Genomic DNA, 25,112 nt, shown 5'->3' with positions numbered 1-25,112 from the left:
CCCCCCCCCCCCCCCCCCCCCCCCCCCCCCCCCCCCCCCCCCCCCCCCCCCCCCCCCCCCCCCCCCCCCCCCCCCCCCCCCCCCCCCCCCCCCCCCCCCCCCCCCCCCCCCCCCCCGCTGCGGTGAGGGAGGACGCGGGTCAGCCCTCGGCGAGCTCCGCGGCGGCCAGCCAGTCGGTCTCGACCTGCTCCTTCTCGGCGTGCAGCGCCCGCAGCCGGGCGTCGAGCTCCAGCACCCGCGCGTGGTCGGTGGCCGCGGCCGCGAGGTCGGCGTGCAGCCGCTCCTCCTCGGCGCCGAGCCGCTCCAGCCGGCGCTCGAGCCGGGCGGCCTCCTTGCGGGCGGCGCGCACCTCGGCCGCCGACGGGCCCGCGGGGGCGGGAGCCGCGGCCGGGGCGGGCCCGGCGGCCGCCGACGGCAGGGCCGCCTCGCCGGCGGCCCGGCGCGCGAGGTACTCCTCGACGCCGCCGGGGAGCGCGGCCAGGGAGCCGTCGCCCATCAGCGCCACCACCGAGTCGCACACCCGGTCGACGAAGTACCGGTCGTGACTGACGACGAGCACGGTGCCGGGGAAGCCGTCGAGCAGGTCCTCGAGCTGGGTGAGCGTGTCGATGTCGAGGTCGTTGGTGGGCTCGTCGAGCAGCAGCACGTTGGGCTCGGCCATGAGCAGCCGCAGCAGTTGCAGCCGCCGGCGCTCTCCGCCGGAGAGGTCGCCCACCGGCGTCCACTGCCGCGACGCCGGGAAGCCGAACCGCTCGGCCAGCGACGACGCCGACACCTCCTGCCGGCCGATCCGCGCGATCCGGGCGACCTCCTGGACCGCCTCGAGCACGCGCAGCCGGGCGGGCAGCTCGGTGACGTGCTGGGACAGGTAGGCCGGCGCCACGGTCTGCCCGCGCACCACCCGGCCGCGGTCGGGCTCCACCTCGCCGACCAGCATCCGCAGCAGCGAGGTCTTCCCCGCCCCGTTCACCCCGACCACGCCGATCCGGTCGCCGGGACCGACGTGCCAGGTCAGGTCGCGGAACAGCGGTCGCGGTCCGGCGTCGGAGGGCACGGCGAGGTCGACGTCCTCGACGTCGTACACCGTCCGCCCCAGTCGCCGGGCGGCGAAGCCCTCCAGCTGCACGGTCTCCCGCGGCGGCGGCTCGTCGGCGATGAGCGCCTCGGCGGCCTCGATCCGGAACCGCGGCTTGCTGGTGCGCGCGGGCGGGCCGCGGCGCAGCCAGGCCAGCTCCTTGCGCACGAGGTTGAGGCGTCGTTCCTCGGTGGCCGCCGCCACCCGGGCCCGCTCGGCGCGGGCCAGGGTGTAGGCCGCGTAGCCGCCCTCGTAGGAGTGCACCGCGCCGTCGGCGACCTCCCAGGTCTGCGTGCACACCTCGTCGAGGAACCACCGGTCGTGGGTGACGACCACCAGCGCGCCCACCCGCCGCGTGACGAAGTCGGCCAGCCACGCGACGCCCTCGACGTCGAGGTGGTTGGTCGGCTCGTCGAGGGCCAGCAGGTCCAGCGGGCGGATGAGCTGCGCGGCCAGCGCGACCCGGCGCCGCTCGCCACCCGACATCGGCGCCACCGGGCTGTCGAGGCCCAGCCGGTCGAGCTCCAGACCGGTCAGCACGCTGCGGACCCGCGCGTCGGCGGCCCACTCGTGCTCGGCGGCGAACAGACCGGCCGGCAGCACGACGTCGCGCACGGTCGTCCCCCGCGGGAGCGTGCCGGACTGGTCGAGGGTGCCGACGGCGAGGTCGCCGCGGCGGGTGACCCGCCCGCTGTCGGGCTCCTCGCGACCGGTGAGGACACCGAGCAGGGTGGACTTGCCGCTGCCGTTGCGCCCGACGACGCCGATCCGCTCCCCGGCCGCGACGCCGAGCGAGACGTCGTCGAGCAGCACGGTCGTGCCGTGGGCCTTGGACACCCGCTCGAGGTTGAGCAGGTTCAGCGGGGCGCTCACCGGCGGGTCCAGGTCATGAGGACCCCAGTATCGCCGGACCGCGACGGCGCCCGGCGACCGCCTGACACCGGCCGCTAGTGGACCCCAAGGCCGTCGCAAGTGGCGTCCGGAGAGTCGTCCCCAGCACACCCCGGGTGCCCGGGGCGGACGAGCGGAGGACGACATGAGCACGACGGCAGCGGCCCACTCTGCGGCCCACTACGCGACGGTCCCGGCGCCGGCGACCCCCCGCCTGCGGGCGGTCCCCCCGCTGGCCGCACCCCTGCTCCCCGTGCCCGCCGCCGAGACGACGGCGCTGTGGTGGGCGCGGCTGCTGCGCCGCGGCCCCGGCCCGGTCGAGTACTCGCTGGTCGCCGTCAACTCCGACCGCTTCCCCGACGGCACCCCGGTCGACATGACCGCGGTCGACGCCCGGGGCCGCCGTCCCGCCGGCTGGCAGGTCGACGTGCGACACCGCGCCGCCGACGGCCGGGTCGTCCGCATCGACGTCGCCGACGAGATCTCCGACCGCTGCCCGCCGATCTGGTTCGCCGAGGTGCACCACGCGTCCTCCCCGGTGCCCTGCACCTCGCTGCTGGCCTTCCGCGGCAACGCCTTCCGGCCCGGCTCGCTGGTGGGGGTGCACGAGGTGGCCGCCGTCGGCGTCGCCCCCACCGACCGCATCGCCGAGGTGCGCTGGTGGACCCGCTCCGGCCTGGTCGACACCGTCAGCGTGGAGCCGGTGTACCGCCGCCGCGGCGTGGCGCAGACACTGGTCACCGCCGCCGAGGGGCTGCGGTTCCTGCGCGGCTGGGCGCCGCTGCGCTCCGACGGCCGGCTGACCGACGCCGGCGCCGGCTGGCTGGAGCAGGCGCCCCCGGCGTGGCGGCCCCGGCTGGCCGAGCGCACCGAGGTGCTGCCCGACGCCGACGTCGAGGAGGGCCTGACCGGGGTCGCCCGCCTGCTCCGTTGACGGTGCGCCACCGGTCGACCTGCAAGAAGGTCGCGCCCCGCCTATCGTCCGGGTGGTGCACCTCCCCGCGGTGAGCTGGTCGGCCGTCGAGCACCGCGCACGGGGTGTCCCCGGCGGGCCGGTCACCCGGTCGGGCGGGGACGACGGCCTGCTCGTGCGCGGCCTGGTCACCGACTCCCGGCGGGTCGTCCCCGGCTCGCTGTTCGCCTGCGTCCGCGGCGCGGCCAGCGACGGGCACCGCTGGGCCGCGGCGGCCGCCCGGGCCGGCGCCGCGGCCCTGCTGGCCGACCGGCCGGTCGACGTCGCGCTGCCCACGCTGTCGGTGTCGTCGGTGCGGGCGCAGCTCGGACCGCTGGGCGCGCTGCTGGCTGGCGACCCCGCCGACGCGCTGGACCTGGTCGGCGTCACCGGCAGCAACGGCAAGACGACCACCAGCACGCTGGTCCGCGGCGTCCTCGAGGCGGGCGGGACCCCCACCGGCGTCGTCGGCACGCTCGGGGCGGCGGTGGGCCGCCGGACACGAGGCACGGCGCTGACCACGCCCGAGGCCCCCGAGCTGCACGAGCTGCTGCGGTGGATGGTCGAGGCCGGCGCCCGGCGGGCGGTCGTCGAGGCCTCCTCCATCGCGCTGGACATGGGCCGCATCGACGGCCTCCGCTTCGACGTCGCGGTGTTCACCGGGTTCGAGGAGGACCACCTCGACCACCACGGCACGATCGAGCACTACTGGTCGAGCAAGGCGCGGCTGTTCGAGCGGGACCGGTCGGCGGCCGGCGTCGTCGTCGTCGACGACCCCTGGGGACGGCGGCTGGCCGACCAGGCGCCGGTGCCGGTGACGCGGGTGGGGTCGGCCGCGGACGCCGACGTCCGGGTGCTCGGCTGGCGCACCGGCGCGGCCGGCACCGAGGTGCTGCTCGGCGACGACACCGGCGGGCACCGGGTGTCCAGCCCGCTGGTGGGGCGGGTGCACGTGACCAACCTGGCCGCGGCGTGGGCGGCCGGACGGGCGCTCGGCGTCCCGGCCGACGCCATCGCCGACGGGCTCGCGGGCGTCGCCGCGCCGCGCGGGCGCAACACCGTGCTCGGCGGGGCCGGGCGCCCGGTCGTCGTCGTCGACTACGCGCACACGCCGCGCGCCCTGGCCGCGGCGATCACCACCGCGCGCGACCTGCGCGGCCCCGGCGGGCGGCTGCACCTGGTGCTCGGCGCGCGGGGCCGCCGCGACCGCTCCAAGCGGCAGGGGCTCGGCGAGTCGGCCCGGGCCGCCGACGTCGTCTGGCTGACCAACGAGGGCAGCCACGGTGAGGACCCGGCCGCGATCATCGGCGAGCTGCGGATCGGACTGCTCGGCGGTGGAGCGGCCGTGCGGACGGTGCCCGACCGGCGCGCGGCGATCTCCGCAGCGGTCCGCGCCGCCGGCCCGGCCGACGTCGTCCTCGTCGTCGGCCGCGGGCACGAGACACGGCTGCTCGACACCACCGACCCGCGCGACGCCGTCCACCTCGACGACGCCGAGGTCGCCAACACCGCGCTCATCGTCGAGCACGGCCCGCCGGACGCCGCCGGCGCCGACCGCGGGGAACGCGCCTCCTGACCGGAGGCGGTCCGCGGGAAGACACGAGGGCGGTCCGGCGCTACAGTCGCCACCAGTTGAGCGCTCAACGAGGAGGCCGGCCATGCCCGCCGTGACCGTCGAGGACACCACCACACTCCCTCGGGTCCCGCTGCCCGCCCCGCGCACCGTCCGCCGCCGGACCCGCTCGGTGACGACGGCGCCCGCCGGCTTCGAGGGCGAGGGGTTCCCGGTGCGCCGCGCCTTCGCCGGTGTGGACCTGCGCGACCTCGACCCGTTCCTGCACATGGACCAGATGGGCGAGGTCGAGTACGCGCCCGGTGAGCCGAAGGGCACCTCCTGGCACCCGCACCGCGGCTTCGAGACCGTCACCTACATCATCGACGGCACCTTCGAGCACGCCGACTCGCACGGCGGCGGAGGGACGATCAGCAACGGCGACACCCAGTGGATGACCGCGGGTGGCGGGGTGCTGCACATCGAGCGGCCCCCGGAGGCGCTGGTGGCCAGCGGCGGGTTGTTCCACGGCCTGCAGCTGTGGGTGAACCTGCCGCGGGCGCAGAAGTGGGTCGAGCCGCGCTACCAGGACCTGCGCGCGCGGGAGTCGGTGCTGCTGGCCAGCCCCGACGCCGGCGCCCTGCTGCGGGTCATCGCCGGAGAGGTCGGCGGGCACACCGGCCCGGGCTCCACCTACACGCCGATGGCCATGGTGCACGCGACGATCGCGCCCGGCGCCACCCTCGACATCCCGTGGCGGCCGGACTTCAACGCGCTGGTCTACGTGCTCTCCGGCGCGGGCTCGGTGGGCATCGACGGGGCGCCAGTGCGCACCGGGCAGCTCGCCGTCCTCGGCCCCGGCGACACCGTCACCGTCCGCGGCGCGGTGCACCAGGAGTCGCGGACCCCGGCGCTCGACGTCGTCGTCCTGGGCGGCCGGCCGATCCGCGAGCCGATCGCCATGTACGGCCCGTTCGTCATGAACACCCGGCAGGAGCTCGTCGAGGCCTTCGACGACTTCCGCGCCGGGCGGCTCGGCTCGGTCCCCGCAGTGCGCTCCGCCGCCCCCACCGTCCCGCACGCGGGGGTCCACGGCGAGGCCGGACAGGAGTAGGAAGCCGGTCATGAGCGACACCGAACCGCGGCCGGTCCCGCGCGAGCTGGGCGGGCTCGACGGGACCCCCGCGGGCCCGGCCCTCGACCTGCTGCCCGGCCGCGAGGTCGTGCTCGGCCCCGGTACCCCGGTGCGGCGGCTGCTGCCCACCCTCGGCCGGCGGATGGTCGGCGCCTGGGCGTTCGTCGACCACTACGGCCCCGACGACGTGTCCGGCAGCGCCGGCATGCAGGTCACCCCGCACCCGCACACCGGGCTGCAGACGGTGTCCTGGCTGATCGAGGGCCGGGTCCACCACCGCGACTCCCTGGGCAGCGACGTCACGTTCGGCCCGCGCGAGCTGGCGCTGATGACCGCCGGGCACGGCATCGCGCACGCCGAGCAGTCGCCGGTGCCGCACCCCCGGTTCCTGCACGGCGCGCAGCTCTGGGTGGCGCTGCCCGACGCCACCCGCGACACCGCGCCGGCGTTCGAGCACCACACGACCCTGCCCGGCACGACCTCCGACGGGCTGACCACCACGGTGCTCCTGGGCTCCTTCGCCGGGGACACCTCGCCGGGCACCGCGCACACCCCGATCGTCGGCGTCGACCTCGACCTCGTCGCCGGGGCCGACGTCGAGGTGCCGCTCGAGCCGGCCTTCGAGCACGCCCTGCTCGGCGCCGCGGGCGGGGCCGACGTCGAGGGCGCGCCGCTGGGCCACGGGGCGATGCTCTACCTCGGCACCGGACGCCGGTCGGTGCGGATCCGGACCGACGCGCCCGCCCGGCTGCTGTTGCTCGGCGGCGAGCCGTTCGAGGAGCGGCTGGTCATGTGGTGGAACTTCGTCGGCCGCTCCGGCGAGGAGATCGTCGAGTACGCCGAGCGGTGGAACGCCGAGGACGAGCGGTTCGGGATCGTCCCGGGGTTCACCGACGACGAGCGCCAGCTCTCGCCGGCGCTGCCGTCGGTGCCGCTCAAGGCCCGCGGGAGGGTGCGATGACCGTCGACGACCGCATGCTCGACTTCGTGGCCGGGCGCCGCTGGGGGGTCCTCGCCACGGTCAAGCGCGACGGCCGGCCGCAGGTGTCCAACGTCGGCTACGCCTACGACGCCGGGCAGCGGCTGTTCCGGGTGTCGGTGACCGCCGACCGTGCCAAGACCCGCAACCTCCAGGCCGACCCGCGGGTGACCCTGCACGTCTCGTCGGACGACTTCTGGACCTGGGTGGCCGTGGAGGGCACCGCGGAGCTCACCCCGGTGGCGGCCGACCCGCACGACGCCACCGTGGAGGAGCTGATCACCTACTACCGCGGCGCCTCCGGCGAGCACGGGGACTGGGACGACTACCGCCGGGCGATGGTGGCCGACCGCCGCCTGGTGGTCCGCTTCCGTCCCGAGCACACCTACGGCCAGGTCCGCGGCTGAGGGAGGACCTCCGGCAGCGGGTCCTCCCTCAGCACGACGACGTCACTGCATCACAGAGAAGGCCGCGCCCCATGGGTCGGTGACGACGGCGAACCGGCCGAACTCGGTGTCCTGCGCGGCCATGGTGACCTTCCCACCGGCGGCCTCGACGGCGGCGACCGTCTCGTCGGTGGACGCGACGGAGAAGCAGGTGGTCCAGCCCTTCGGCGCCCCCGGGGTCACGCCGCCGAGCCCGCCCAGCGGGCGCTCGTCGGTGGCGAAGGTCGCGTAGCCGCCCATGCCCTCGAGCTCGTCGAAGCGGAAGCCGAACACCGCGGAGTAGAAGGCCTGCGCGGCGGCCGGGTCGTCGACGGCGGCGTCGTTCCACGCCAGCGAGCCGGGCTCGTTGTGGACCTCGGCGCCGGTGTGGGTGCCGGCCTGCCACAGGCCGAACTGGTTCCCCTGCGGGTCGCGCGCCACGACCATCGTGCCCATCGGCCCGACCTCCATCGGCTCGACGACGACGGTGCCGCCGGCCGCGCGGATGCGGTCGCAGGTGGCCGCGGCGTCGCTCGCGGCGAAGTACGTCGTCCACGAGGGCGAGGCGCCCGGCTCCATCAGCGGACCGAGGCCGGCGGCCTGGCGCCCGTCCTTGAGCGCGTTGACGTAGCCGCCGAACTCCGGCGAGTCCGCCGTCCACTCCCAGCCCAGCAACGAGCCGTAGAAGGACTTGGCGGCCTCGACGTCGGCAGCGCCGTAGTCGACCCAGCAGGGAGTGCCGTCGGGCCAGGGGGTGTTCCGGGTGGGCATGGTTCCTCCTCGGGGTGGGGAGGGCACCGTCCCACCGGGCACCGACACTCCGGCAGACCCCTCGTGTGCACTTCCGCGGAAGTGCACACGAACGGGCGTCAGAAGCGGCCGCCGCCGGACCGGCCGCGGCTGCGGGAACCGCCGAAGCCGCCGCCGCGCGGCCGGCCCCCGCCGCCGAACCCGCCACCGCGCCCGCCACCGAGCCCCCCGCCGAACCCGCCGCCGTAGCCGCCGAACCCGCCGCCGCGCATGCCCCCGGCGAGGATGCCGCCGAGCACGAGACTGCCCAGGTCCACCCCACCGCGGCCGCCGTACTCCCCGCCGTGGCCGGGCCCGTGGCCGGGCCCGTAGCCGGGCCCGTAGCCGCCGCCGTACCCACCGCCGTAGCCCGACGACCAGGCCGACACGTCGGACTGCGCGTACTGCAGCGCCTGCTGGGCGAGCTGGTCGGCCAGCTGCGCCTCCTGCAACGCGGCCTGGGGATCCGAGCCGCCGATCCCCACCGCGGCGTCGAGGTGGCGCTGGGCCTCGGCCAGCCGGGTGCGTGCCTCGGGCCCGACCGCGCCGCGCCGGGTGGCGACGAAGTCGGCGGCCGCGGCCACCGTCGACCGGGCGCGCAGCAGGGTCTGGTCCAGCGCGGCGGCCGCCCGGCGGGCACGGGTCTGCGCGTCGCGCGCCACGGCCAGCGCCTGCTCCAGCGCGAGGTCGGCCTCCTCGAGCCGGCGCAGCGCGGTGAGCGGGTCGGGCAGCGCTCCCCCGACGGCGGCCATCGCCTCGTCGGCGGTGGCCAGCCCGGCCTCGGCGCGGGCGACCTGCGGCCGCAGCCCGCCGGCGTCCCCGGCGGCCACCAGCGCGCGGGCCTCGGCGAGGTCCTCCTCGGTCTCGGCGCGGACGGCGGGCAGGCGGGCGGCCGCGTCCTCCAGGTCGCGCTCGAGCCGGCCCACGGCGTCGAGCAGCGTGCCCACCTGGGCGGCGGCGTCCTCGGCCGCGCGCAGGTCGCCCACCGCCTCCCCGGACCGTCCGGCGTCCAGCGCGGCGCGGGCCTCCGCCGCCTCGTGCTCGGCAGCGGCCAGCCGGGCCCGGGCCTGCTCGACGTTGTCCGCGACCGGCGCCAGCGCGGCGGCCGCGTAGCGCTGCCGCAGCCGGGCCAGCCGCTGCTCGTCCTGGGGGAGCCGGCCGTGCAGCGCGGTGATCCGCGCGGCGAGCCCCTCCAGGACCTGGGGCGCGGTCCGCTCGAGGTCGCGCAGCTGCTCGAAGGCCTGGGCCTGCTCGTCGAGCCGGGCGTCGGCGGTCGAGGTCAGCTGCAGGATCTCGGCCAGCAGCGCCCGCCGCGTCGGCTCGTCCTCCGGCACCTCGTCGTCGAGCCGCTGACGGAGCGAGAACGCCCGGGTCAGCTCCTGCCGCGACTGCCCCAGCGCCTCGGTGAACCCGGCCACCGCCGCCTCGCCGTACTGCAGCCTGGCGAAGTCGAGGTCGAGCTGCGAGGTCTTCACCGCCTCGTCGAGGTCGAGCAGCGCGGCACTGGCCCGGCCCTGCAGCTCCTCGGTGGGCACGCCGGCGTGCGGGTCGGGCCGCTCCAGCCGGGTGGCCGGCGGTGGCTGTGTCCCGCGCCGGCGCCGCGAGCGGGACACCAGGTAGGCACCGGTGCCGACGACCGCGACCCCGCCGAGCACCGCCGCGGTCACCGCGCCGGACCCGCTCCCCGACCCGCTGTCCGACCCGCCCGCGCCGGAGGAGCCGCCGATGCCCTCGGCGAAGGCCACCGCCGCCCCGCCCCAGTCGTCGGCGGCGAGCTCGGGCTCGACGTCGGTGGCGAGGAACGAGTCGATCTCGTCGGTGTTCTGCGGGAACGCGTCGTCGACCCAGTAGCCGTACTGCCGGTCGCCGACGGCCACGGCGAGCAGCACGTCGGTCCGGCCCAGACCCGAGGCCTCCGCCGTCTGCAGGGCCCAGTCGCCGGAGCGGATGCCGTCGAAGGAGGACACGTAGACGACGAAGACCTGCGTGCCGTCGTCGGCCTGCCGGTCGTCGACGGCCTGTTGGACCCGGGCGGCGTCCCCGCCGAGCACGCCGGCGACGTCGGTCACCTCACCGGGCACGGAGAACGGCTGCTCGGCCAGCGCCGGGCCGCCGCCGGCGAGCACGAGGGCCGCCGCGACCGCGAGGACTCCCACCATCCGGCGCACGGACCGACCCTAGGTCGGGCACGAGGGAGTCGCCGCCGGAGCGGCCGCCCAGGGTAGGACGCGCACCACCGGGTAGTGGGCTCCCGACCGCGCCCCGAGCCCAGGAGGACCCCCGTGAGCCAGTCCGACCGCATCCCCGCCGACCGGCTGCCCCCGGGGACGGTGGGCCGGGCCGGGAAGTGGGCCGTCGTCAACCGCGACGGGGAGTACTCCGCCCTCTCCCGCCGCTGCCGCCACCAGCTCGCCGACCTGTCGGAGGGGTCACTGGACGCCGACGGCTGCCTGGTCTGCCCGTGGCACCAGGCGCGCTACGACGTCCGCACCGGGGACATGGTCGAGGGCCCGCGCGGCTTCCTCGGCTACCACGGGCCGACCCCGGGCTACACCCAGCTCGTCCGCGGCTACGCGCACCTCCTGCGGCTGCGGGTCAGGAAGGCCCTGCGCCGCGGCGACGACGTCGTCGTGGAGTGAGGCCTCGCGGGCACCTGCCGCGCGCCCGCAGGAGTGGTGCGCTCAGCGCCACTCGATCGGCTCGTCGACGCCCTGCACCAGCGCGTCGGACTCCGGGTTGGCCACCCCCGTCGGGCGCACGCTGACGCCCTGGGTGGCGGCCACCTCCTCGGCCGACCGGGGCTGCAGCAGGCCGTCGCGGATCTCCTCGGCCCAGTGGCAGGCCACCAGGTGCCCCGTGCCCAGCTCGCGCAGCGCCGGGACCTCGTCGTCGCAGCGGGTCTCCTGCCGCCAGGGGCACCGGGTGTGGAACCGGCAGCCGCTGGGCGGGTTGGCCGGTGAGGGGAGGTCGCCGGCCAGCAGGATGCGCTCGCGGCTCTCCTCGACCACCGGGTCGGGCACCGGGACGGCGCTCAGCAGCGCCCGGCTGTAGGGGTGCAGCGGCTCGGTGTACAGGACGTCGGAGGGCGCCTGCTCGACCAGCGACCCCAGGTACATGACGCCGACGACGTCGCTGATGTGCCGCACCACGGCGAGGTCGTGCGCGATGACCAGGTAGGTCAGACCGAGCCGCTCCTGCAGCTCCTCGAGCAGGTTGACCACCTGCGCCTGGACGCTGACGTCGAGCGCGGAGACCGGCTCGTCGGCGATGAGCAGGTCGGGCTCGAGCGCGATGGCGCGGGCGATGCCGATGCGCTGGCGCTGGCCGCCGGAGAACTCGTGCGGGTAGCGGCGCAGCGCCGCCGAGGGCAGCCCGACGGCGTCGAGCAGGGTGCGGATCCGCTCGGCGATGCCGCGCCTGCCGCCGCCCAGGCCGTGCGCGTGCAGCGGCTCGGACAGCAGCGACTCGACGTTCTGCCGGGGGTCGAGGCTGCCCAGCGGGTCCTGGAACACCATCTGCATCCGGCGGCGCATCGTCCGCAGCGGCTCACCCTGGAGCGAGGCGACGTCGGTGCCGTCGAAGACGACCTTCCCCGCGGTGGGCTCGACCAGGCGCAGGACGGCGCGGCCGAGCGTGGACTTGCCGCAGCCGGACTCCCCCACCAGCCCGTAGGTGGTGCCGCGGTCGATACTCAGGTCGACGCCGTCGACGGCGCGGACGTGGCCCACGGTGCGGTCGACGACCAGGCCGCGCTTGATCGGGAAGTACACCTGCAGGCCCTCGACCCGCAGGAGGGGGTCGGCGGCGGGGACGGCGGTCATCGGGCGGCTCCGGACGCGGTGGCCCCGGCCGGGGACCTCGGGTGCTGCAGGGGGTGGCGGCAGCGCAGCTCGCGGCCGGGACCGTCGTCCTCGAGCGCCACGGTGCTGCCGGCGACCTCGGTGAGGCAGTCGTCCTGGGCGTTGTCGCACCGCGGGGCGAACGCGCACCCCTCGGCCCAGGGGATGACGTCGCGGGCGGAGCCGCGGATCGGGTGCAGCGGTGCGCCGCGGGCCCCGTCGAGCCGTGGCACCGAGGCGAGCAGCCCGCCGGTGTAGGGGTGGCGGGGCCGCGCGAACAGTTCGTGACGGTCGGCGGACTCGATGATCCGGCCGGAGTACATGACGTGCACCCGGTCGCAGAGCCCGGCGACCACGCCGAGGTCGTGGGTGATCATCACCAGCGCTGTGCCCGAGTCGACCACCAGCTCGCGGAGCAGCTCGAGGATCTGCGCCTGGATGGTGACGTCGAGGGCGGTGGTCGGCTCGTCGGCGATGAGCAGGCGCGGGGCGCACGCCAGCGCCATCGCGATGAGCGCCCGTTGGCGCATGCCGCCGGAGAGCTGGTGCGGGTACTCCTTGAGCCGGCGGCCGGGGTCGGGGATGCCGACGCGGTCGAGCAGGCGGGTGGCCTCGTCGGCCGCCTCCTTCTTCGACATCTCCCGGTGCTCGAGCAGGACCTCGGTGACCTGGGTGCCGATGGGCACCGTGGGGTTCAACGACGACAGCGGGTCCTGGAACACCATGGCCATGTCCGCGCCGCGCAGCCGGCGCAGCGTCCGGTCCGGGGCGCCGATCAACTCCTGGCCGTCCAGCCGCACCGAGCCGCCGACCTGAACGCCGCGGCTGGGCAGCAGCCCCATGACCGCCAGCGAGGTCACCGACTTGCCGCAGCCGGACTCCCCGACCAGGCCCACGGTCTCCCCCGGCGCGACGGAGAAGCTGACCCCGTCGACGGCGCGGGTGGACTGCTCGCCCCTGCGCGTGAAGGTGACGGTGAGCCCGTCGACGTCGAGGACGGGGGCACCGGGGGCGCCCGCGTCGCGGGACGGCATCGACTCGATGGTCACCCGGTCACCTCCGGAACTTCGGGTCGAGGGCCTCGCGCAGTGATTCGCCCAGCAGCGTGAAGCCCAGGGCGACGACGACGATGCACAGGGCCGGGTAGATGGCCAGCTCCGGCCGGATGGACAGGAACGCCTGGGCGTTGGACAGCATGGCGCCCCACTCGGGACGGGCGAGATCGGGGTCGCCCAGGCCGAGGAAGGACAGCGCGGCCGCCTCGATGATCGCCGTCGCCAGCGACAGCGTCGCCTGGACGATCACCGGCGACAGCGAGTTGGGCAGCACGTGGCCGAAGACGATGCGGCCGCGGCGGACGCCCAGGGCCCGCGCGGCGAGAGCGTAGTCGCTGTCGCGCTGGGCGAGCATCGACCCGCGCAGCAGCCGGGCGAAGACCGGCACCTGGGTGACCGCGATGGCGATCATCAGCGCCCACTGGTTCGCCCCGAGGAGCACCGAGATGCTGATGGCCATCAGCAGGCTGGGCAGCGACAGCAGGATGTCGACGAACCGCATGACGACGGTGTCCACCCAGCCGCCGAACGCACCCGCCAGCACGCCGAGCGCCATGCCGACTGCGGCGCCGAGCAGCGTGGAGACCACGCCGATGAGCAGCGACTGCCGGGACCCGACGATCAGCCGGCTGAGCAGGTCGCGGCCGAGGTTGTCCACGCCCAGCGGGAAGCCCTCGCGGCTGCCGGGTATGGAACCCGGCCGGATCTCGCTGAGCAGGTACTGCGTCAGGGGGTCGCGCGGGGCCAGGAGCGGGGCGAAGGCCGCGACCAGCAGGAAGACGACGACGATGATCGCGCCGGCGATGGCCACGGGGTCGCGCCGCAGCCGGCGGAAGGCGCTGCGGGTCAGCGAGAGGCCGCCCTCGCCCTCGGGCACCTGACCCGCGCGGGCGGCGAGCTCGTCGATGCGCCGCCGCCGGACGTCGCCGACCGCGGTCATCGGACGCGCACCCGCGGGTCGAGCAGGCCGTACGAGATGTCGACGAGCAGGTTGATCAGCACATACATCACCGACAGCATGAGGATGAAGCCCTGGAGGACGGCGAAGTCCCGGGCGAATATCGAGTCGAAGATGGCCGAGCCGACGCCGCCGAACGCGAACACGGTCTCGGTGAGCACTGCACCGGAGAGCAGGAGCCCGGTCTGCAGGCCGATCGTCGTCGACACCGGCAGCAGCGCGTTGCGCAGGACGTGCCGCCGCCGGACGGTCGCCGTCGCCAGCCCCTTGGCGTTGGCCGTGCGCACGTAGTCCTCGTTCACCACGTCGAGGACCGAGGCCCGGGTGATCCGCACGATGATCGCCAGCGGGATGGTGCCCAGCGCGATGCCCGGCAGCACCAGGTGCAGGAAGGCGTCCCAGGCGGCGTCCCACTCCCGGGTGAGCAGGCCGTCGAGGACGTAGAAGTTCGTGACGCGGGTGGCGTCGATGCGCACCTCCTGGCGTCCCGAGCCGGGCAGCCAGCCCAGCTCCACGGCGAACAGCAGGCGCAGCAGGTAGGCGAGGAAGAAGACCGGGATCGCGACGCCGAGCAGCGAGCCGATGACCGACGCCGAGTCCAGCCAGCTGCCGTGCTTGCGGGCGGCCAGGTAGCCCAGCGGGATGCCGACGCCGATCGCGAACACCATCGCGAAGACCGTGAGCTCGATGGTGCCGGGCATCCGCTCGAGGAACTCCTCGGTGACCGGGCGCCCGGTGCGGGAGGAGTTGCCGAAGTCGAGCTGGACGGCGCGGCCGAGGAAGCGCAGGTACTGGACGTAGAGCGGCTGGTCGAGCCCGAACAGCTCGTTGTAGCGGGCGATCGCCTCGGGCGTCGCGCGCTCACCCAGGGCGGCCTGGGCCGGCCCCCCGGGCAGGGCGCGCAGCCAGGCGAAGAGCAGCACGGACAGCCCCAGCAGGATCGGGATCAGCTGGAGGAGCCGCCGGACGATGAAGCGGAGCACGCGCTCGGGTCACCTCTCCACGACGGGGCACGACCGGACACGGGACCGGCCGCGCCGGGACAGGACGGGCCTGCCCCGGCGCGGCCGGCGGTGGAGCTCAGTCGCTGATCGACACCGTCGAGAAGACCTCGGCGGTCAGCGGGCTGGGCTCGAGGCCCTGCACGTTCTCGGCGACCGCCAGTGCCGGCGGGGAGTGCGAGATCGGGACACCCGGCAGGTAGTCCATGATCAGCCGGTTGGCCTCCTGGTAGAGCTCGGTGCGGCGGCTCGCCTCGGGCTCCTGGTCGGCCTCGGCCAGGGTCTGGAAGATCTCCGGGTTGTTGAAGGCCCCGAACTCCGCCTTCGCCAGGCCGTCGGCCTTCGCGGCGAAGAACGTGCCGATGAAGTTGTAGGCGTCGTTGTAGTCGCCCGTCCAGCCGAGCAGGTGGATGTCAGCGCCGCCGGCCTGCGCGACGTTGAGGTAGTCCGGGCTCCACGGCAGCGCGGTCGGCTCGATGGTGAACCCAGCGTCGGTGAGGTTCTGGTTGATCACCTGGAACATCGCGGCCGGGTCCGGCAGGTAGGGCCGGCTGACCTCGGTCGGGTAGAAGAACCGCAGCGTCGTCCCCTCGGCACCGGCCTCCTGGAGCAGCTGGCGAGCGCGGTCGGGGTCGTAGTCGTAGGTGGTGACGTCCTCGGTCCACCCGTCGACGGTCGGCGGCATGAACTGGGTGGCCGCCTCGGCGCCCTCGGGCAGCAGCGAGTTCACGATCGTCTCGCGGTCGATGGCGTGTGCGATCGCCTGGCGCACCCGGATGTCCTGCAGCGCCGGGTTGGCGCCCGAGTCCGGGATGCCCCCGCCGTTGATCCCCAGGTAGAGGACGTTGAACGGGTCACGGACCAGGATCTGCAGGCCCTCGTCCTCGAGGGTCTGGTAGTCCGCCGGGGCCACGAAGTCGTAGGCGTCGATCGAGCCGGCCTGCAGCTCCTGCCGCCGGGCGTTCCCGTCGGGGATGGCGCGGAAGATGATCTCGTCGAGCAGCGCGGCGTCGCCCCAGTAGTCCTCGTTGCGGACGATGGTGACCTCGCCGTTGCCGCGGTCCCAGCTCTCGAACCGGAACGGACCGGTGCCCACCGGGTGCTCCAGGGCGTAGGCCGGATAGGTGAGCGCGTCCTCGCTGCCGGAGAGGTTGTCGGCGTCGTACTCCTGGAGCGCGGTCGGACTCGCGATCGAGAAGGCGGGCAGGGACAGGGCGGCCGGGAACTTGCTCGTCACCCGGTTGAGTCGGATCACCGCGGTGGTCTCGTCGGACGCCTCGCACCCGGCATAGATGTTGGGGGTCTCCGGCGTGCTGGCGAAGCCCCCGAAGACGTCCTGGTAGTAGGTCGAGGCGCTGGGGCTCTGCGCCAGCCCCTCGAAGTTGAACCAGCGCTCGAAGTTGAAGCAGACCGCCTCGGCGTTGAAGTCGGTGCCGTCGTGGAACTGCACGCCCTCGCGCAGGCTGAAGGTGTACTCGAGCCCGTCCTCGCTGGCCTCCCAGTCCTCGGCGAGAGCCGGAACGGGGTCCGTGCCTCCGGGCTCGTTGGTCAGCAGCCCCTCGTAGATCTGCCGGATGACCCGGAAGGTCTCACCGTCGCTGGCGAAGGCCGGGTCCAGCATCACGGGGTCGGAGGTGGCACCGAAGACGAGGGTGCCGCCGGACTGTGCCTCGCCGCCCTCCCCGCCGCCGGAGTCCCGGTCGCTGGAGGCACATGCGGCCAGGGTGACGGCCGTCAGTGCGGCCGCCGAGGCGGCCAGCACTCGCTGTGGTCGACGCTGCATCGCGGGAGACCTGCCTTCTCGGCCCGGTGCTGGGCCGGATGAGATCCGGAGTGGTCGGCCGTCCGGAGCAGGACCTCCGGACGGCGTGCACAGGGACCCTAGGTCCGGGCTGTGACCGCGATGACAGAGGGAGGGGTTTCGACACCGATTCGAGACCTGACGCCGTTCCCCCGCAGGTCACCCGCCGTTCACGACGAGTCAGGTGACGTGCCGGCGGGGTCCCCCTCAGGCGTCGATGCGGCGGCGCCCCTCGAACGCGCGGCCCAGCGTGATCTCGTCGGCGTACTCGAGGTCACCGCCCACGGGCAGACCGCTGGCCAGCCGGGACACGGCCAGGCCCAGCGGGCCGACGAGCCGCGCGAGGTAGGCCGCGGTGGCCTCGCCCTCGAGGTTGGGGTCGGTGGCGATGATCAGCTCGGTGACGGTGCCGTCCATGAGCCGGGTCATGAGCTCCTTGACCCGCAGGTCGTCGGGGCCGACGCCCTCGATCGGGCTGATCGCCCCGCCGAGGACGTGGTAGCGGCCGCGGAACTCGCGGGTGCGCTCGATGGCGACGACGTCCTTGGGCTCCTCGACGACGCAGATGACGTCGTCGGAGCGGCGCGGGTCGCGGCAGATCCGGCACTGCTCGCCCTCGGCGACGTTGTAGCAGGTCACGCAGAAGCGGACCTCGGCCTGCACGCGCTGCAGCGCCGCGACCAGCCGGCCGACGTCGGCGGACTCGGCGGCCAGCAGGTGGAAGGCGATGCGCTGCGCGCTCTTGGGCCCGACGCCGGGCAGGCGGCCGAGCTCGTCGATGAGGTCCTGGACGGCCCCCTCGTACACGGTGCTCCTCGGGGAGAGACGGGAGGCGCCGGTCAGGCGCCGGGCAGCCCGGGCATGCCGGGCATGCCGCCGGCCAGCGGGCCCATGCGGTCGGCGGTCAGCTGGTCGACCAGGCGGGAGGCGTCGCGGACCGCGGCGACGACGAGGTCCTGCAGCGTCTCGAGGTCGTCGGGGTCGACGGCCGCGGGGGCGATGGTGACGGCGGTCAGCTCGCCGCTGCCGGTCATCGTGGCCGTGACCAGCCCGCCCCCGGCCGACCCGGTGACCTCCTCGCTCGCCAGCTGCTCCTGCGCGGCGGCCAGCGCCTGCTGCATCTGCTGGGCCTGCGCGAGGATCGCCTGCAGGTCGGGCTGACCACCACCGGGGAACATGACCCGAGCGTAGGCCGGGGAGCCGACATCCGGCGGGACGTGCGGTGGGCGGCCCGGCGCTCAGGAGTCGACCGGGCGCGCCCCCAGCTCGGAGCGCAGCAGCGCCAGGGCCGCCTGCTCCGGGTCGACGGCGGGCACGTGCTCGCGCTCGCCGCCGCCCTCGGACTCCTCGGCGGCTCGCTGGGCCAGCAGCTCGCGCGCCTCGGCGGCCTCGGCGGCGCGCGCGGCCTCACGGGCGGCCTCGCGGGCGCCCTCCGGGGTCGCGCCCGGCGACGGTGACCGGCCCGCCGCGCCCTCGACGACCGCCTCGACCTTCCACCGCACGCCGAGCAGCTCGTTGAGCGCCTCGCGCAGCACGTCCTTGTTGAGGTCGTCGCCGATGCGCCGGGCCAGCGCCGGGGACGCCGTGGACAGCGTCAGCACCCCGTTGGCCAGGTCGTGCACCTGCGCGTTCTTCAGCAGCGCCTCGGTCGTGCGCTTGTGCCGCTTGACGACGGCGAGCAGCTCGGGCCACACCCGGCGGACGTCGCTGGTGGTCAGCGTCCCGTCGCCCCCGGTGCCCGCCCCGGGCGGGTTCGCGGACACGACCGGGGTGGGCTCGCCGCCGCGCGGGGCGGGTGCCGACTCGGCCGCCGCGCGCGGCGGTGCGGCGGGCGGCCGCGGCTCGGCCACCCGGGCGGCGGCGGCCCGGGCCGCGGCCGGCTGCGCCGGGTGCGGCCAGTCCTCGTCGTCGGTGGGCTCGGGCGGCAGCGGGATGTCCGGCTCGCCCTGGGCGACGCGCGGGCCGGGCCGGGCCGCCGCCGGGGCCTGCCCGGGCCCGGCTGCCGGTGCGGGCGCGGGACCGGCCGAGCCGGGCGGCGTGGTCTCCGGCCAGTCGTCGGCCGCGGGCGACGGCGCGGCCGGGGCCGGACGGGACCCGCCGGAGCCCGGCGGGGTGGTCGCCGGCCAGTCGTCACCGGCGGCCGGCGCCGTGGCCGCGGGCGCGGACGGCGTCGACGACTGCGGCGCGGGAGGCGCCGCGGGCTGGGGACCGGACGGCGCCGCGCCCGCCGGGGCGGCCTGCGCCCGCTGGGAGGGCCGGACGTACTCCCGCCGCGCCCCTCCGCCCCGCTCGGCCGGCGCCGGCTCCTCCCGGACGGGCGCCGGGCGCGGCGCCTCGCGCACCGGGACGTCGGCGGCCGCGGGGGCTCCGCCGTCGCCGGCGATCGACAGCCGCCGCTCGAGGCGCTCGAGCCGCTGCAACGTGGCGACGGCCGAGTCGTCGGTGGCCGGCAGCAGCATCCGGGCGCACACGAGCTCCAGCAGCAGCCGCGGTGCGGTCGTGCCGCGCATCTCGGTGAGCCCGGCGTGCACGGTGTCGGCCAGCCGGGACAGCGTCGCCGACCCCAGTGCCCGCGCCTGCTGGGCCATCAGGTCCAGCCGGTCGGGCGGGCAGTCGAGCAGGCCGTTGCCGCCGGCCTCGGGCACGGCGTCGAGGACGATGAGGTCGCGCAGCCGGTCGAGCAGGTCGGTGGCGAAGCGGCGGGGGTCGTGCCCGGCCTCGACGACGCGGTCGACGGCACGGAAGACGCCGGGCGCGTCGGAGGCGGCCAGCGCGTCGATGGCCTCGTCGAGCAGGGCGTCATCGGTGACGCCGAGCAGGCCGACCGCGTCGGTATAGGTGACGCCCTCGGACCCGGCGCCGGCCAGCAGCTGGTCGAGGATCGACAGCGAGTCGCGCACCGAGCCGCCACCGGCGCGTACGACCAGCGGGAACACCGTGGGCTCGACCTGCACGCCCTCGGCGGCGCAGGTCTTCTCGAGCAGGCCGCGCAGCGTGGTGGGCGGCACCAGCCGGAACGGGTAGTGGTGGGTGCGCGAGCGGATCGTCGGCAGCACCTTGTCCGGCTCGGTCGTGGCGAAGACGAAGACCAGGAACTCCGGCGGCTCCTCGACCACCTTGAGCAGGGCGTTGAAGCCCTGCGTGGTGACCATGTGCGCCTCGTCGACGATGTAGACCTTGTAGCGGCTGCTCACCGGGGCGAAGAAGGCGCGCTCGCGCAGGTCGCGGGCGTCGTCGACGCCGCCGTGACTGGCCGCGTCGATCTCGATGACGTCGAGCGAGCCCGGGCCGTCGGGCGCCAGCGCGACGCAGGACCCGCACACCCCGCAGGGTGTCGACGTCGGCCCCTGCTCGCAGTTCAGCGACCGGGCGAGGATGCGCGCCGACGACGTCTTGCCGCAGCCGCGCGGGCCGCTGAACAGGTAGGCGTGGTTGACCCGGCCGCCGTCGACCGCGTTGACCAGCGGCGTCGTCACGTGCTCCTGGCCGACCACCTCGGCGAAGGTCGCCGGGCGGTACTTCCGGTAGAGCGCCAGAGCCACGCGGCGAGGTTACGTGGCGGGGACGACGTCCCGGGGACACCGGGACGCCGCCCGTGTCACCGGGTCAGGGCGACATGGCCAGCCGGAGCAGGAACTCGACCTGCCCGCGGTCCTCGACGCGCACGAAGCCCAGGTCGGGCGCGGTGATGCCGTGGTCGGCGAAGACCACCGGCACGGCGCCGGAGACCTCCACCCCCTCGGCGGTGCGGACGACGGCGAGGTCGGTCTGCACCTGCCGGGTCTGCCCGCGCAGGGTCAGGTCGCCGGTCACCGGGACGGTCACCGGCGTGCCGGAGAGCTCGGGCAGGTCGACCGGGCCGCGGACGGTGAACGTCCCCGTCGGGTGGGTGTCGGCGTCCATGACGTTGCCGCGGAAGTAGGAGTCCCGCTGACCGATGTCGGTGCGGATGCTCGCGACGTCGACCGAGACCTCCGCCGACGCCAGGTCCCCGCCCTGGATGACGACGGACCCGGTGACCTGGTCGGTGGTGCCGGCGACGGTGACGTTCGCGCCGTTGAGGACCTCGTCGACGCGGTAGCCGGCCGAGGACCCCGGGGTGACCGTCCAGGTGCCGTCGGTGTCGGGGACCAGCTCGACGTCGGAGGGCTGTGCCTGCACGGTCGGCGCGGCGGCGGCGTCCTCCCGGGACGCGGCGTAGAGCAGGGGCCCGATGCCGAGCCCGAGGGCGAGGAGGGCGAGGACGCCCCCGACGATCCACCAGGTGCGACGACGATGGGCCATGACCGCTCCTCTCCTTGACGGTTCAAGGATGCTGGCCCGTCAACCTGGGAACCGGCTGTGAGTCGCCCGGGAAAGAAGGGACCCCCCGCGCACCCGCCAGAGCCCGCTTATCCTTGCTGCCTTCCGGCCCTGGGGAGGTTCACAGGGTGACGCCACACGAGGGGTCTGCCCACCACTGTAGAGGACGCCGGCCGCTACGCTCCCAGGGCATGACGCCCCGGCGCGCCCTCGTGCTGCCCCCGCCCCGCTCCTGACCCGGAGCACCGCGGGCTGATCCCCGTGGCCGGTACGCGCCGGCCGCCGCTGCGCCGTGCTCCGGACCGCTGCCCCGTCCGGAACCAGCGCCCAGGAGCGTCATGTCCTCCCTCCCGTCCTCCCGCAGTTCGTCCTCGTCGTCCCGGCGTGGGTCCTCGTCGTCCCGGCGTGGGTTCGTCTTCGTCGTCCTCGCGGCCCTCTGCTGGGGCACCGCCGGCCTGTCCGGCCGCGTGGTCGCCGACCGCACCGGCCTGTCCGCGCTCGACATCGCCTGGTACCGCCTCGCGATCGGTGCGGTCGCCCTGCTCGCGGCGTGGGCGGCCACGACCCGTCGCCGCGGGCCCGCCGTCCCGCTGAGCCGGCCGCTCGCGGCCCGCCTCGTCCTCATCGGGGCCGGCCTCGCCGCCTACCAGCTCGCCTACTTCAGCGCCGTCGAGCGGGCGGGCGTGAGCATCGCCACCCTGGTCGCCCTGGGTCTGGCACCGCTGCTCGTCGCCGTCGGCGGCGTCCTGCTCGGCGCCGGGCGGCCCAACCGGTCGACGCTCACCGCGCTGGGGGTCGCCCTGGTCGGGCTCACCCTGCTGGTCGGGGTCTCCGCGGGCGCCGACACCGGGACGACGGTGCTGCTCGGCGCGCTCACGGCCACCGGCTCGGCGCTCGGCTACGCCGTCGTCACGCTGGCCGGCGGCGGGGTGCCCGCCGGCGTCCCGGTCACCCTCGCCGGGTTCGGCGGCGGCGCGCTGCTGCTCACCCCCGTGGTGCTCGCCGAGGGGCTGGCCGTGCCCTCCGACGGCGTCGCGCTGGCCGTGCTGCTCTACCTCGGGCTGGTGCCGAGCGCTCTGGCCTACGGCCTGTTCTTCACCGGCGTGCGGACGGTCCCGGGCGCGGTGGCCTCGATCGTGACGCTGCTCGAGCCGCTCACGGCGACGGTCCTGGCGACGGCGCTGCTCGGCGAGCGACTCGAGCCGGCCGCCGTCGCCGGCGGGGTGCTGCTGCTCGCCGCGGTCGCGGGGTTGTACCTGCGCGAGCTGGGCCGCCGGGCCCGGCCGGTCCCGGCGACCGGCGCGTGAACGGCGACGGGCCCCGGCGGTCTGCCGGGGCCCGTCGTCGCGGTGCGGAGGATGGGAGATTCGAACTCCCGAGGGGTTGCCCCCAACCCGCTTTCCAAGCGAGCGCCATAGGCCACTAGGCGAATCCTCCCGTGCCCCGATGGTAGCGGGCGGCGCCGCAGGGGTCAGCCGGCGGGCCGCGGGGCGCGGCGCGCCGCCCCGGGTGGTCACCTGCGGCGGTACGGGGCAGGCTGACGAGGTCGGGGAGGCCGGAGCCGGCGCACGGGAGCCGGCACAGCGGGTGAGTGCACAGACCGAGGAGCAGGACGATGAGCGAGCCGGGCCAGGTCCGACCGGAGGTGGTGGACGAGATCGTGGCCGTCCTGCGCGGCGCGGACCCCGCTGGGCTGCCGCCCTCGGCGACGGCGGAGGAGAAGGCGGCGGCCAAGGACCGCTACCTGTCGGAGTTCGCCGCCGAGCGCAGCAAGCGCGACCGCCAGGCCCAGGCCTGGGAGCTGCTGCTCACCCGCAGCTACGACGAGCCCCCGACGTGGGAGCGGCTCTTCGACGACCTGCCCCCCGGCGCCGTCGAGGAGCTCGGCGGGCTCTACGACGTCCTGCCCTCCGGCGCCCAGGAGGAGTACGCCCGCCGGTACGGCGTCCCCAGCAGCGTCTGAGGCAGGAGTGCCGGAGCGCCCGGCTGGGGTAGGGAGCGCCGGTGACCTCGACCGTTCCCGGCCGCCTGGTGGCCGGCCGCTACCGCCTGGTGTCGCGGGTGGGCACCGGCAGCATGGGCGCGGTGTGGCTCGGGCGTGACGAGCTGCTCGGTCGCGAGGTGGCCGTCAAGCAGGTGCTGCTGCCGGCCGGGACCGACCGCGCGGTGGCCGACCAGCAGCGCCAGCGCGCGCTGCGCGAGGGCCGCATCGCCGCCCGGCTGACCCACCCGCACGCGATCTCGGTCTTCGACGTCGCGCTCGAGGACGGCGTCCCGTGGCTGGTCATGGAGTACCTGCCCTCCCGCAGCCTCGCCGAGGTGCTGCACCAGGACGGCGTGCTGCGCCCGGACCAGGTGGCCCAGGTGGGCGCCCAGCTGGCCGACGCGCTGGTCGCGGTGCACGAGGCCGGGATCGTGCACCGCGACGTCAAGCCGGGCAACGTGCTGGTCGGCCGGGGCCCGCGGGTCGACGGCCTGGTGAAGATCACCGACTTCGGCATCTCGCACGCCAGCGGCGACGTCACGCTCACCCAGACCGGCCAGATCACCGGGACGCCGGCGTTCCTGGCGCCCGAGGTGGCCCAGGGCAGCGAGATGACCGCGGCCAGCGACGTCTTCTCGCTGGGCGCGACGCTCTACACCTGTCTGGAGGGCGAGCCGCCGTTCGGGATGGACGACAACGCGCTGCGCCTGCTGCACCGCGTGGCCGGCGGCGAGGTCCGCCCGCCGCGGCGTGCGGGGTCGCTGGACCGGCCGCTGCGGCGGATGCTCGAGGCCGACCCGGCGCGGCGTCCCTCGATGGGCGAGGTCCGCGACGAGCTCGCCCGGCTGGCCGCCGGGCGCGACGGCGACCCGACGACGGTCCTGCTGGCCCGCACCGCCCTGGGCGCCTCCCCGAGCCGCACCCGCACCGCGCAGCTGTCGCCCGACCCGCCGCTGCCGGTCGGCCCGCCCCCGGAGGTCGTCGACCCGCCGACCCCCGTCTCGCCGGCGACGCTCGTGGGGTCCCCGGCCACGGACCCCCCCACCGTCGAGCCCTCCCCCGCGGCGCCCCCGGCCGCGGACCCGCCCCGGCCGGAGCGGTCGGGACCGCTCGTGGGCCCGCGGCGGAGACGGCGCCGTCCGCTGCTCGTCGTCCTGGCTGTCGCGCTGGTCGCCCTCGCCGCCTCGGTGGGCACCTGGCTGGCGACCGGCGGGAACGACGACCCCGGCGGGACGTCGGCCGGCGCCGACGGTTCCTCGTCGGCCCCGGCGAGCGGGACGGAGGAGCCGGCCGCGGACCCGTCATCGGGATCCGCGCCGACGGCGGGGGGGCCGCCGGCCACGGAGGCCTCCCCCACGTCGGAGAGCGAGCCGGTCTCCGAGAGCCCGGCCGAGGACCCGGGGCAGGAGAGCCCGGCGCCGGCGAACCCGGCCACCGAGGCCCGGGAGACCCTCGAGCAGTACTACGCGCTGCTGCCCGATGACGCGGCCGGCGCCTACGAGCTCACCGGGCCGACCCTGCAGTCCCGCGCGAGCCTGGGGTACTACGAGGACTTCTTCGGCCGCTGGTCGGAGGTCAACCTGCTCGAGGTGCGCGACGTCACCGACGCGGGCGACCGCATCACCGCCACGACGCGGGTCGAGTTCCTCAACCCCGGCGAACGGCTGGTCGAGACCCACGCGGTGACCTTCGTCCGCGGGGAGGACGGCCGGCTGCTCATCGACCTCGACGTGGTCGCCTGAGCCCGGACGCGACGACGGCGGCGCCCCGGGGAGGACGCCGCCGTCGTCGCGCTGCTGGCGGTGGCGGTGGGATTTGAACCCACGGAGGCTTGCACCTCACACGCTTTCGAGGCGTGCTCCTTCGGCCGCTCGGACACGCCACCGTCGGACAGACTACAGGCCCCGCTGACGGCGGAAGAACGCGCGTAGGAGCGCGGCGCTCTCCTCGGCCCGCACACCCCCGGTCACCTGCGGCCGGTGGTTGAGCCGGCGGTCGCGGACGACGTCCCACAGCGACCCGGCGGCCCCGGCCTTGGGGTCGTCGGCGCCGTAGACGACGTGCGCGACCCGGGCCAGGACGCTCGCACCGGCGCACATCGTGCAGGGCTCGAGGGTGACCACCAGCGTGGCGCCGGTCAGCCGCCAGCCGTCGCCGTGCACGCGCGCCGCCGCGCGCAGCGCCAGCACCTCGGCGTGGGCGGTGGGGTCACCCAGCCGCTCCCGCTCGTTGGCCGCCTCGGCGAGCACCCCGCCGCCGGGTCCGAGGACGACGGCGCCGATCGGCGTGTCACCCCACTCCTGCGCGGCGGCGGCGAGCTCCAGCGCCCGCGCCATCGCCGCGTCGAGGTCGTCCGGTCCCGGGGCCGTCACGG

Annotated in this window: 22 protein-coding genes, 2 tRNA genes and 1 other RNA gene; 9 read left to right on the top strand and 16 right to left on the bottom strand. The window is 75.9% G+C overall.

What is annotated here, in order from left to right; all coding sequences use genetic code 11:
- Nucleotides 1–139: 139 nt before the first annotated feature.
- Nucleotides 140–1,948 (bottom strand): ABC-F family ATP-binding cassette domain-containing protein, encoded by a 1,809-nt coding sequence (locus tag ACI79V_RS18520; protein WP_456891535.1) that lies wholly within the window; start codon nt 1,946–1,948, stop codon nt 140–142.
- Between the two features lie 163 nt (nt 1,949–2,111).
- On the opposite strand from ACI79V_RS18520, the gene ACI79V_RS18515 reads away from it, so the two are divergent.
- The 5 genes from ACI79V_RS18515 (at nt 2,112) to ACI79V_RS18495 (ending at nt 6,991) form a co-directional block, all read left to right on the top strand.
- Nucleotides 2,112–2,900, top strand: coding sequence for a hypothetical protein (locus tag ACI79V_RS18515; RefSeq protein WP_456891533.1), 789 nt, complete (start codon nt 2,112–2,114; stop codon nt 2,898–2,900).
- A gap of 55 nt (nt 2,901–2,955) precedes the next feature.
- Complete coding sequence (locus tag ACI79V_RS18510) at nt 2,956–4,494, top strand: Mur ligase family protein (protein ID WP_456891532.1); 1,539 nt, start codon at nt 2,956–2,958, stop codon at nt 4,492–4,494.
- 82 nt (nt 4,495–4,576) lie between these two features.
- On the top strand, nt 4,577–5,584 hold the full coding sequence (locus ACI79V_RS18505) for a pirin family protein (protein WP_456891530.1): 1,008 nt from the start codon (nt 4,577–4,579) through the stop codon (nt 5,582–5,584).
- A 10-nt stretch (nt 5,585–5,594) separates the two neighbouring features.
- On the top strand, nt 5,595–6,566 hold the full coding sequence (locus ACI79V_RS18500; protein ID WP_456891528.1) for a pirin family protein: 972 nt from the start codon (nt 5,595–5,597) through the stop codon (nt 6,564–6,566).
- Nucleotides 6,563–6,991, top strand: a complete 429-nt coding sequence (locus ACI79V_RS18495) for a PPOX class F420-dependent oxidoreductase (RefSeq protein WP_456891526.1) — start codon at nt 6,563–6,565, stop codon at nt 6,989–6,991. Before ACI79V_RS18500 ends, ACI79V_RS18495 begins: the two co-directional genes overlap by 4 nt.
- A gap of 42 nt (nt 6,992–7,033) precedes the next feature.
- Here ACI79V_RS18495 and ACI79V_RS18490 read toward each other — a convergent pair whose 3' ends face one another.
- On the bottom strand, nt 7,034–7,780 hold the full coding sequence (locus ACI79V_RS18490; RefSeq protein WP_456891524.1) for a VOC family protein: 747 nt from the start codon (nt 7,778–7,780) through the stop codon (nt 7,034–7,036).
- A 98-nt stretch (nt 7,781–7,878) separates the two neighbouring features.
- On the bottom strand, nt 7,879–9,957 hold the full coding sequence (locus ACI79V_RS18485) for a TPM domain-containing protein (protein WP_456891536.1): 2,079 nt from the start codon (nt 9,955–9,957) through the stop codon (nt 7,879–7,881).
- 123 nt (nt 9,958–10,080) lie between these two features.
- Between ACI79V_RS18485 and ACI79V_RS18480 the strand changes: the two genes are divergently transcribed.
- Entirely contained in the window at nt 10,081–10,437 is a 357-nt protein-coding gene (locus tag ACI79V_RS18480; RefSeq protein WP_456891522.1) for a Rieske (2Fe-2S) protein, read from the top strand.
- Between the two features lie 42 nt (nt 10,438–10,479).
- Here ACI79V_RS18480 and ACI79V_RS18475 read toward each other — a convergent pair whose 3' ends face one another.
- The 10 genes from ACI79V_RS18475 to ffs form a co-directional block, all read right to left on the bottom strand.
- Nucleotides 10,480–11,619, bottom strand: a complete 1,140-nt coding sequence (locus ACI79V_RS18475; RefSeq protein ID WP_456891520.1) for an ABC transporter ATP-binding protein — start codon at nt 11,617–11,619, stop codon at nt 10,480–10,482.
- Nucleotides 11,616–12,686, bottom strand: coding sequence for an ABC transporter ATP-binding protein (locus tag ACI79V_RS18470; RefSeq protein WP_456891518.1), 1,071 nt, complete (start codon nt 12,684–12,686; stop codon nt 11,616–11,618). The genes ACI79V_RS18475 and ACI79V_RS18470 overlap by 4 nt, the downstream gene beginning before the upstream one ends.
- 4 nt (nt 12,687–12,690) lie before the next feature.
- Nucleotides 12,691–13,632, bottom strand: a complete 942-nt coding sequence (locus ACI79V_RS18465) for an ABC transporter permease (RefSeq protein ID WP_456891516.1) — start codon at nt 13,630–13,632, stop codon at nt 12,691–12,693.
- Complete coding sequence (locus tag ACI79V_RS18460) at nt 13,629–14,633, bottom strand: ABC transporter permease (RefSeq protein WP_456891515.1); 1,005 nt, start codon at nt 14,631–14,633, stop codon at nt 13,629–13,631. Before ACI79V_RS18460 ends, ACI79V_RS18465 begins: the two co-directional genes overlap by 4 nt.
- Nucleotides 14,634–14,730: 97 nt before the next feature.
- The gene (locus ACI79V_RS18455) at nt 14,731–16,434 is read right to left on the bottom strand and encodes an ABC transporter substrate-binding protein (protein WP_456891513.1); all 1,704 of its coding nucleotides are present in this window, start codon (nt 16,432–16,434) and stop codon (nt 14,731–14,733) included.
- Between the two features lie 225 nt (nt 16,435–16,659).
- A complete protein-coding gene (recR, locus tag ACI79V_RS18450) occupies nt 16,660–17,259 on the bottom strand; it encodes a recombination mediator RecR (RefSeq protein ID WP_110004524.1) in 600 nt (199 codons plus the stop codon).
- 32 nt (nt 17,260–17,291) lie between these two features.
- A complete protein-coding gene (locus ACI79V_RS18445) occupies nt 17,292–17,630 on the bottom strand; it encodes a YbaB/EbfC family nucleoid-associated protein (protein ID WP_456876780.1) in 339 nt (112 codons plus the stop codon).
- A gap of 60 nt (nt 17,631–17,690) precedes the next feature.
- A complete protein-coding gene (locus ACI79V_RS18440) occupies nt 17,691–19,994 on the bottom strand; it encodes a DNA polymerase III subunit gamma and tau (RefSeq protein WP_456891511.1) in 2,304 nt (767 codons plus the stop codon).
- Nucleotides 19,995–20,058: 64 nt separating this feature from the next.
- Nucleotides 20,059–20,736, bottom strand: a complete 678-nt coding sequence (locus ACI79V_RS18435) for a YceI family protein (RefSeq protein WP_456891509.1) — start codon at nt 20,734–20,736, stop codon at nt 20,059–20,061.
- A 73-nt stretch (nt 20,737–20,809) separates the two neighbouring features.
- Nucleotides 20,810–20,905, bottom strand: an RNA gene (gene ffs / locus ACI79V_RS18430) — signal recognition particle sRNA small type.
- 187 nt (nt 20,906–21,092) lie between these two features.
- Here ffs and ACI79V_RS18425 point away from each other — a divergent pair.
- The gene (locus ACI79V_RS18425; protein WP_456891507.1) at nt 21,093–22,061 is read left to right on the top strand and encodes a DMT family transporter; all 969 of its coding nucleotides are present in this window, start codon (nt 21,093–21,095) and stop codon (nt 22,059–22,061) included.
- A gap of 45 nt (nt 22,062–22,106) precedes the next feature.
- Here ACI79V_RS18425 and ACI79V_RS18420 read toward each other — a convergent pair.
- Nucleotides 22,107–22,191, bottom strand: a tRNA-Ser gene (locus ACI79V_RS18420).
- A 178-nt stretch (nt 22,192–22,369) separates the two neighbouring features.
- Here ACI79V_RS18420 and ACI79V_RS18415 point away from each other — a divergent pair.
- Both ACI79V_RS18415 and ACI79V_RS18410 read left to right on the top strand, forming a co-directional pair.
- Complete coding sequence (locus ACI79V_RS18415; RefSeq protein ID WP_456891505.1) at nt 22,370–22,717, top strand: hypothetical protein; 348 nt, start codon at nt 22,370–22,372, stop codon at nt 22,715–22,717.
- A 41-nt stretch (nt 22,718–22,758) separates the two neighbouring features.
- Nucleotides 22,759–24,480, top strand: coding sequence for a protein kinase domain-containing protein (locus ACI79V_RS18410; RefSeq protein ID WP_456891503.1), 1,722 nt, complete (start codon nt 22,759–22,761; stop codon nt 24,478–24,480).
- Nucleotides 24,481–24,535: 55 nt separating this feature from the next.
- On the opposite strand, the gene ACI79V_RS18405 is transcribed toward ACI79V_RS18410, so the two are convergent.
- Together ACI79V_RS18405 and ACI79V_RS18400 are read right to left on the bottom strand one after the other, a co-directional pair.
- Nucleotides 24,536–24,623: transfer RNA gene (locus ACI79V_RS18405), tRNA-Ser, on the bottom strand.
- A 10-nt stretch (nt 24,624–24,633) separates the two neighbouring features.
- On the bottom strand, nt 24,634–25,110 hold the full coding sequence (locus ACI79V_RS18400) for a nucleoside deaminase (RefSeq protein ID WP_456891501.1): 477 nt from the start codon (nt 25,108–25,110) through the stop codon (nt 24,634–24,636).
- Nucleotides 25,111–25,112: the final 2 nt, after the last annotated feature.

This window comes from Geodermatophilus sp. SYSU D00700, from assembly GCF_054050255.1.
This window is presented reverse-complemented; position numbering and strand designations above follow the sequence as displayed.

Bases quoted from the DNA above. Each gene is read 5' to 3' on its own strand.
- ACI79V_RS18515 (WP_456891533.1), top strand. From the start codon at position 2,112: ATGAGCACGACGGCAGCGGCCCACTCTGCGGCCCACTACGCGACGGTC.
- ACI79V_RS18505 (WP_456891530.1), top strand. From the start codon at position 4,577: ATGCCCGCCGTGACCGTCGAGGACACCACCACACTCCCTCGGGTCCCG.
- ACI79V_RS18500 (WP_456891528.1), top strand. From the start codon at position 5,595: ATGAGCGACACCGAACCGCGGCCGGTCCCGCGCGAGCTGGGCGGGCTC.
- ACI79V_RS18495 (WP_456891526.1), top strand. From the start codon at position 6,563: ATGACCGTCGACGACCGCATGCTCGACTTCGTGGCCGGGCGCCGCTGG.
- ACI79V_RS18490 (WP_456891524.1), bottom strand. From the start codon at position 7,780: ATGCCCACCCGGAACACCCCCTGGCCCGACGGCACTCCCTGCTGGGTC.
- ACI79V_RS18485 (WP_456891536.1), bottom strand. From the start codon at position 9,957: ATGGTGGGAGTCCTCGCGGTCGCGGCGGCCCTCGTGCTCGCCGGCGGC.
- ACI79V_RS18475 (WP_456891520.1), bottom strand. From the start codon at position 11,619: ATGACCGCCGTCCCCGCCGCCGACCCCCTCCTGCGGGTCGAGGGCCTG.
- ACI79V_RS18465 (WP_456891516.1), bottom strand. From the start codon at position 13,632: ATGACCGCGGTCGGCGACGTCCGGCGGCGGCGCATCGACGAGCTCGCC.
- ACI79V_RS18455 (WP_456891513.1), bottom strand. From the start codon at position 16,434: ATGCAGCGTCGACCACAGCGAGTGCTGGCCGCCTCGGCGGCCGCACTG.
- ACI79V_RS18445 (WP_456876780.1), bottom strand. From the start codon at position 17,630: ATGTTCCCCGGTGGTGGTCAGCCCGACCTGCAGGCGATCCTCGCGCAG.
- ACI79V_RS18435 (WP_456891509.1), bottom strand. From the start codon at position 20,736: ATGGCCCATCGTCGTCGCACCTGGTGGATCGTCGGGGGCGTCCTCGCC.
- ACI79V_RS18425 (WP_456891507.1), top strand. From the start codon at position 21,093: ATGTCCTCCCTCCCGTCCTCCCGCAGTTCGTCCTCGTCGTCCCGGCGT.
- ACI79V_RS18415 (WP_456891505.1), top strand. From the start codon at position 22,370: ATGAGCGAGCCGGGCCAGGTCCGACCGGAGGTGGTGGACGAGATCGTG.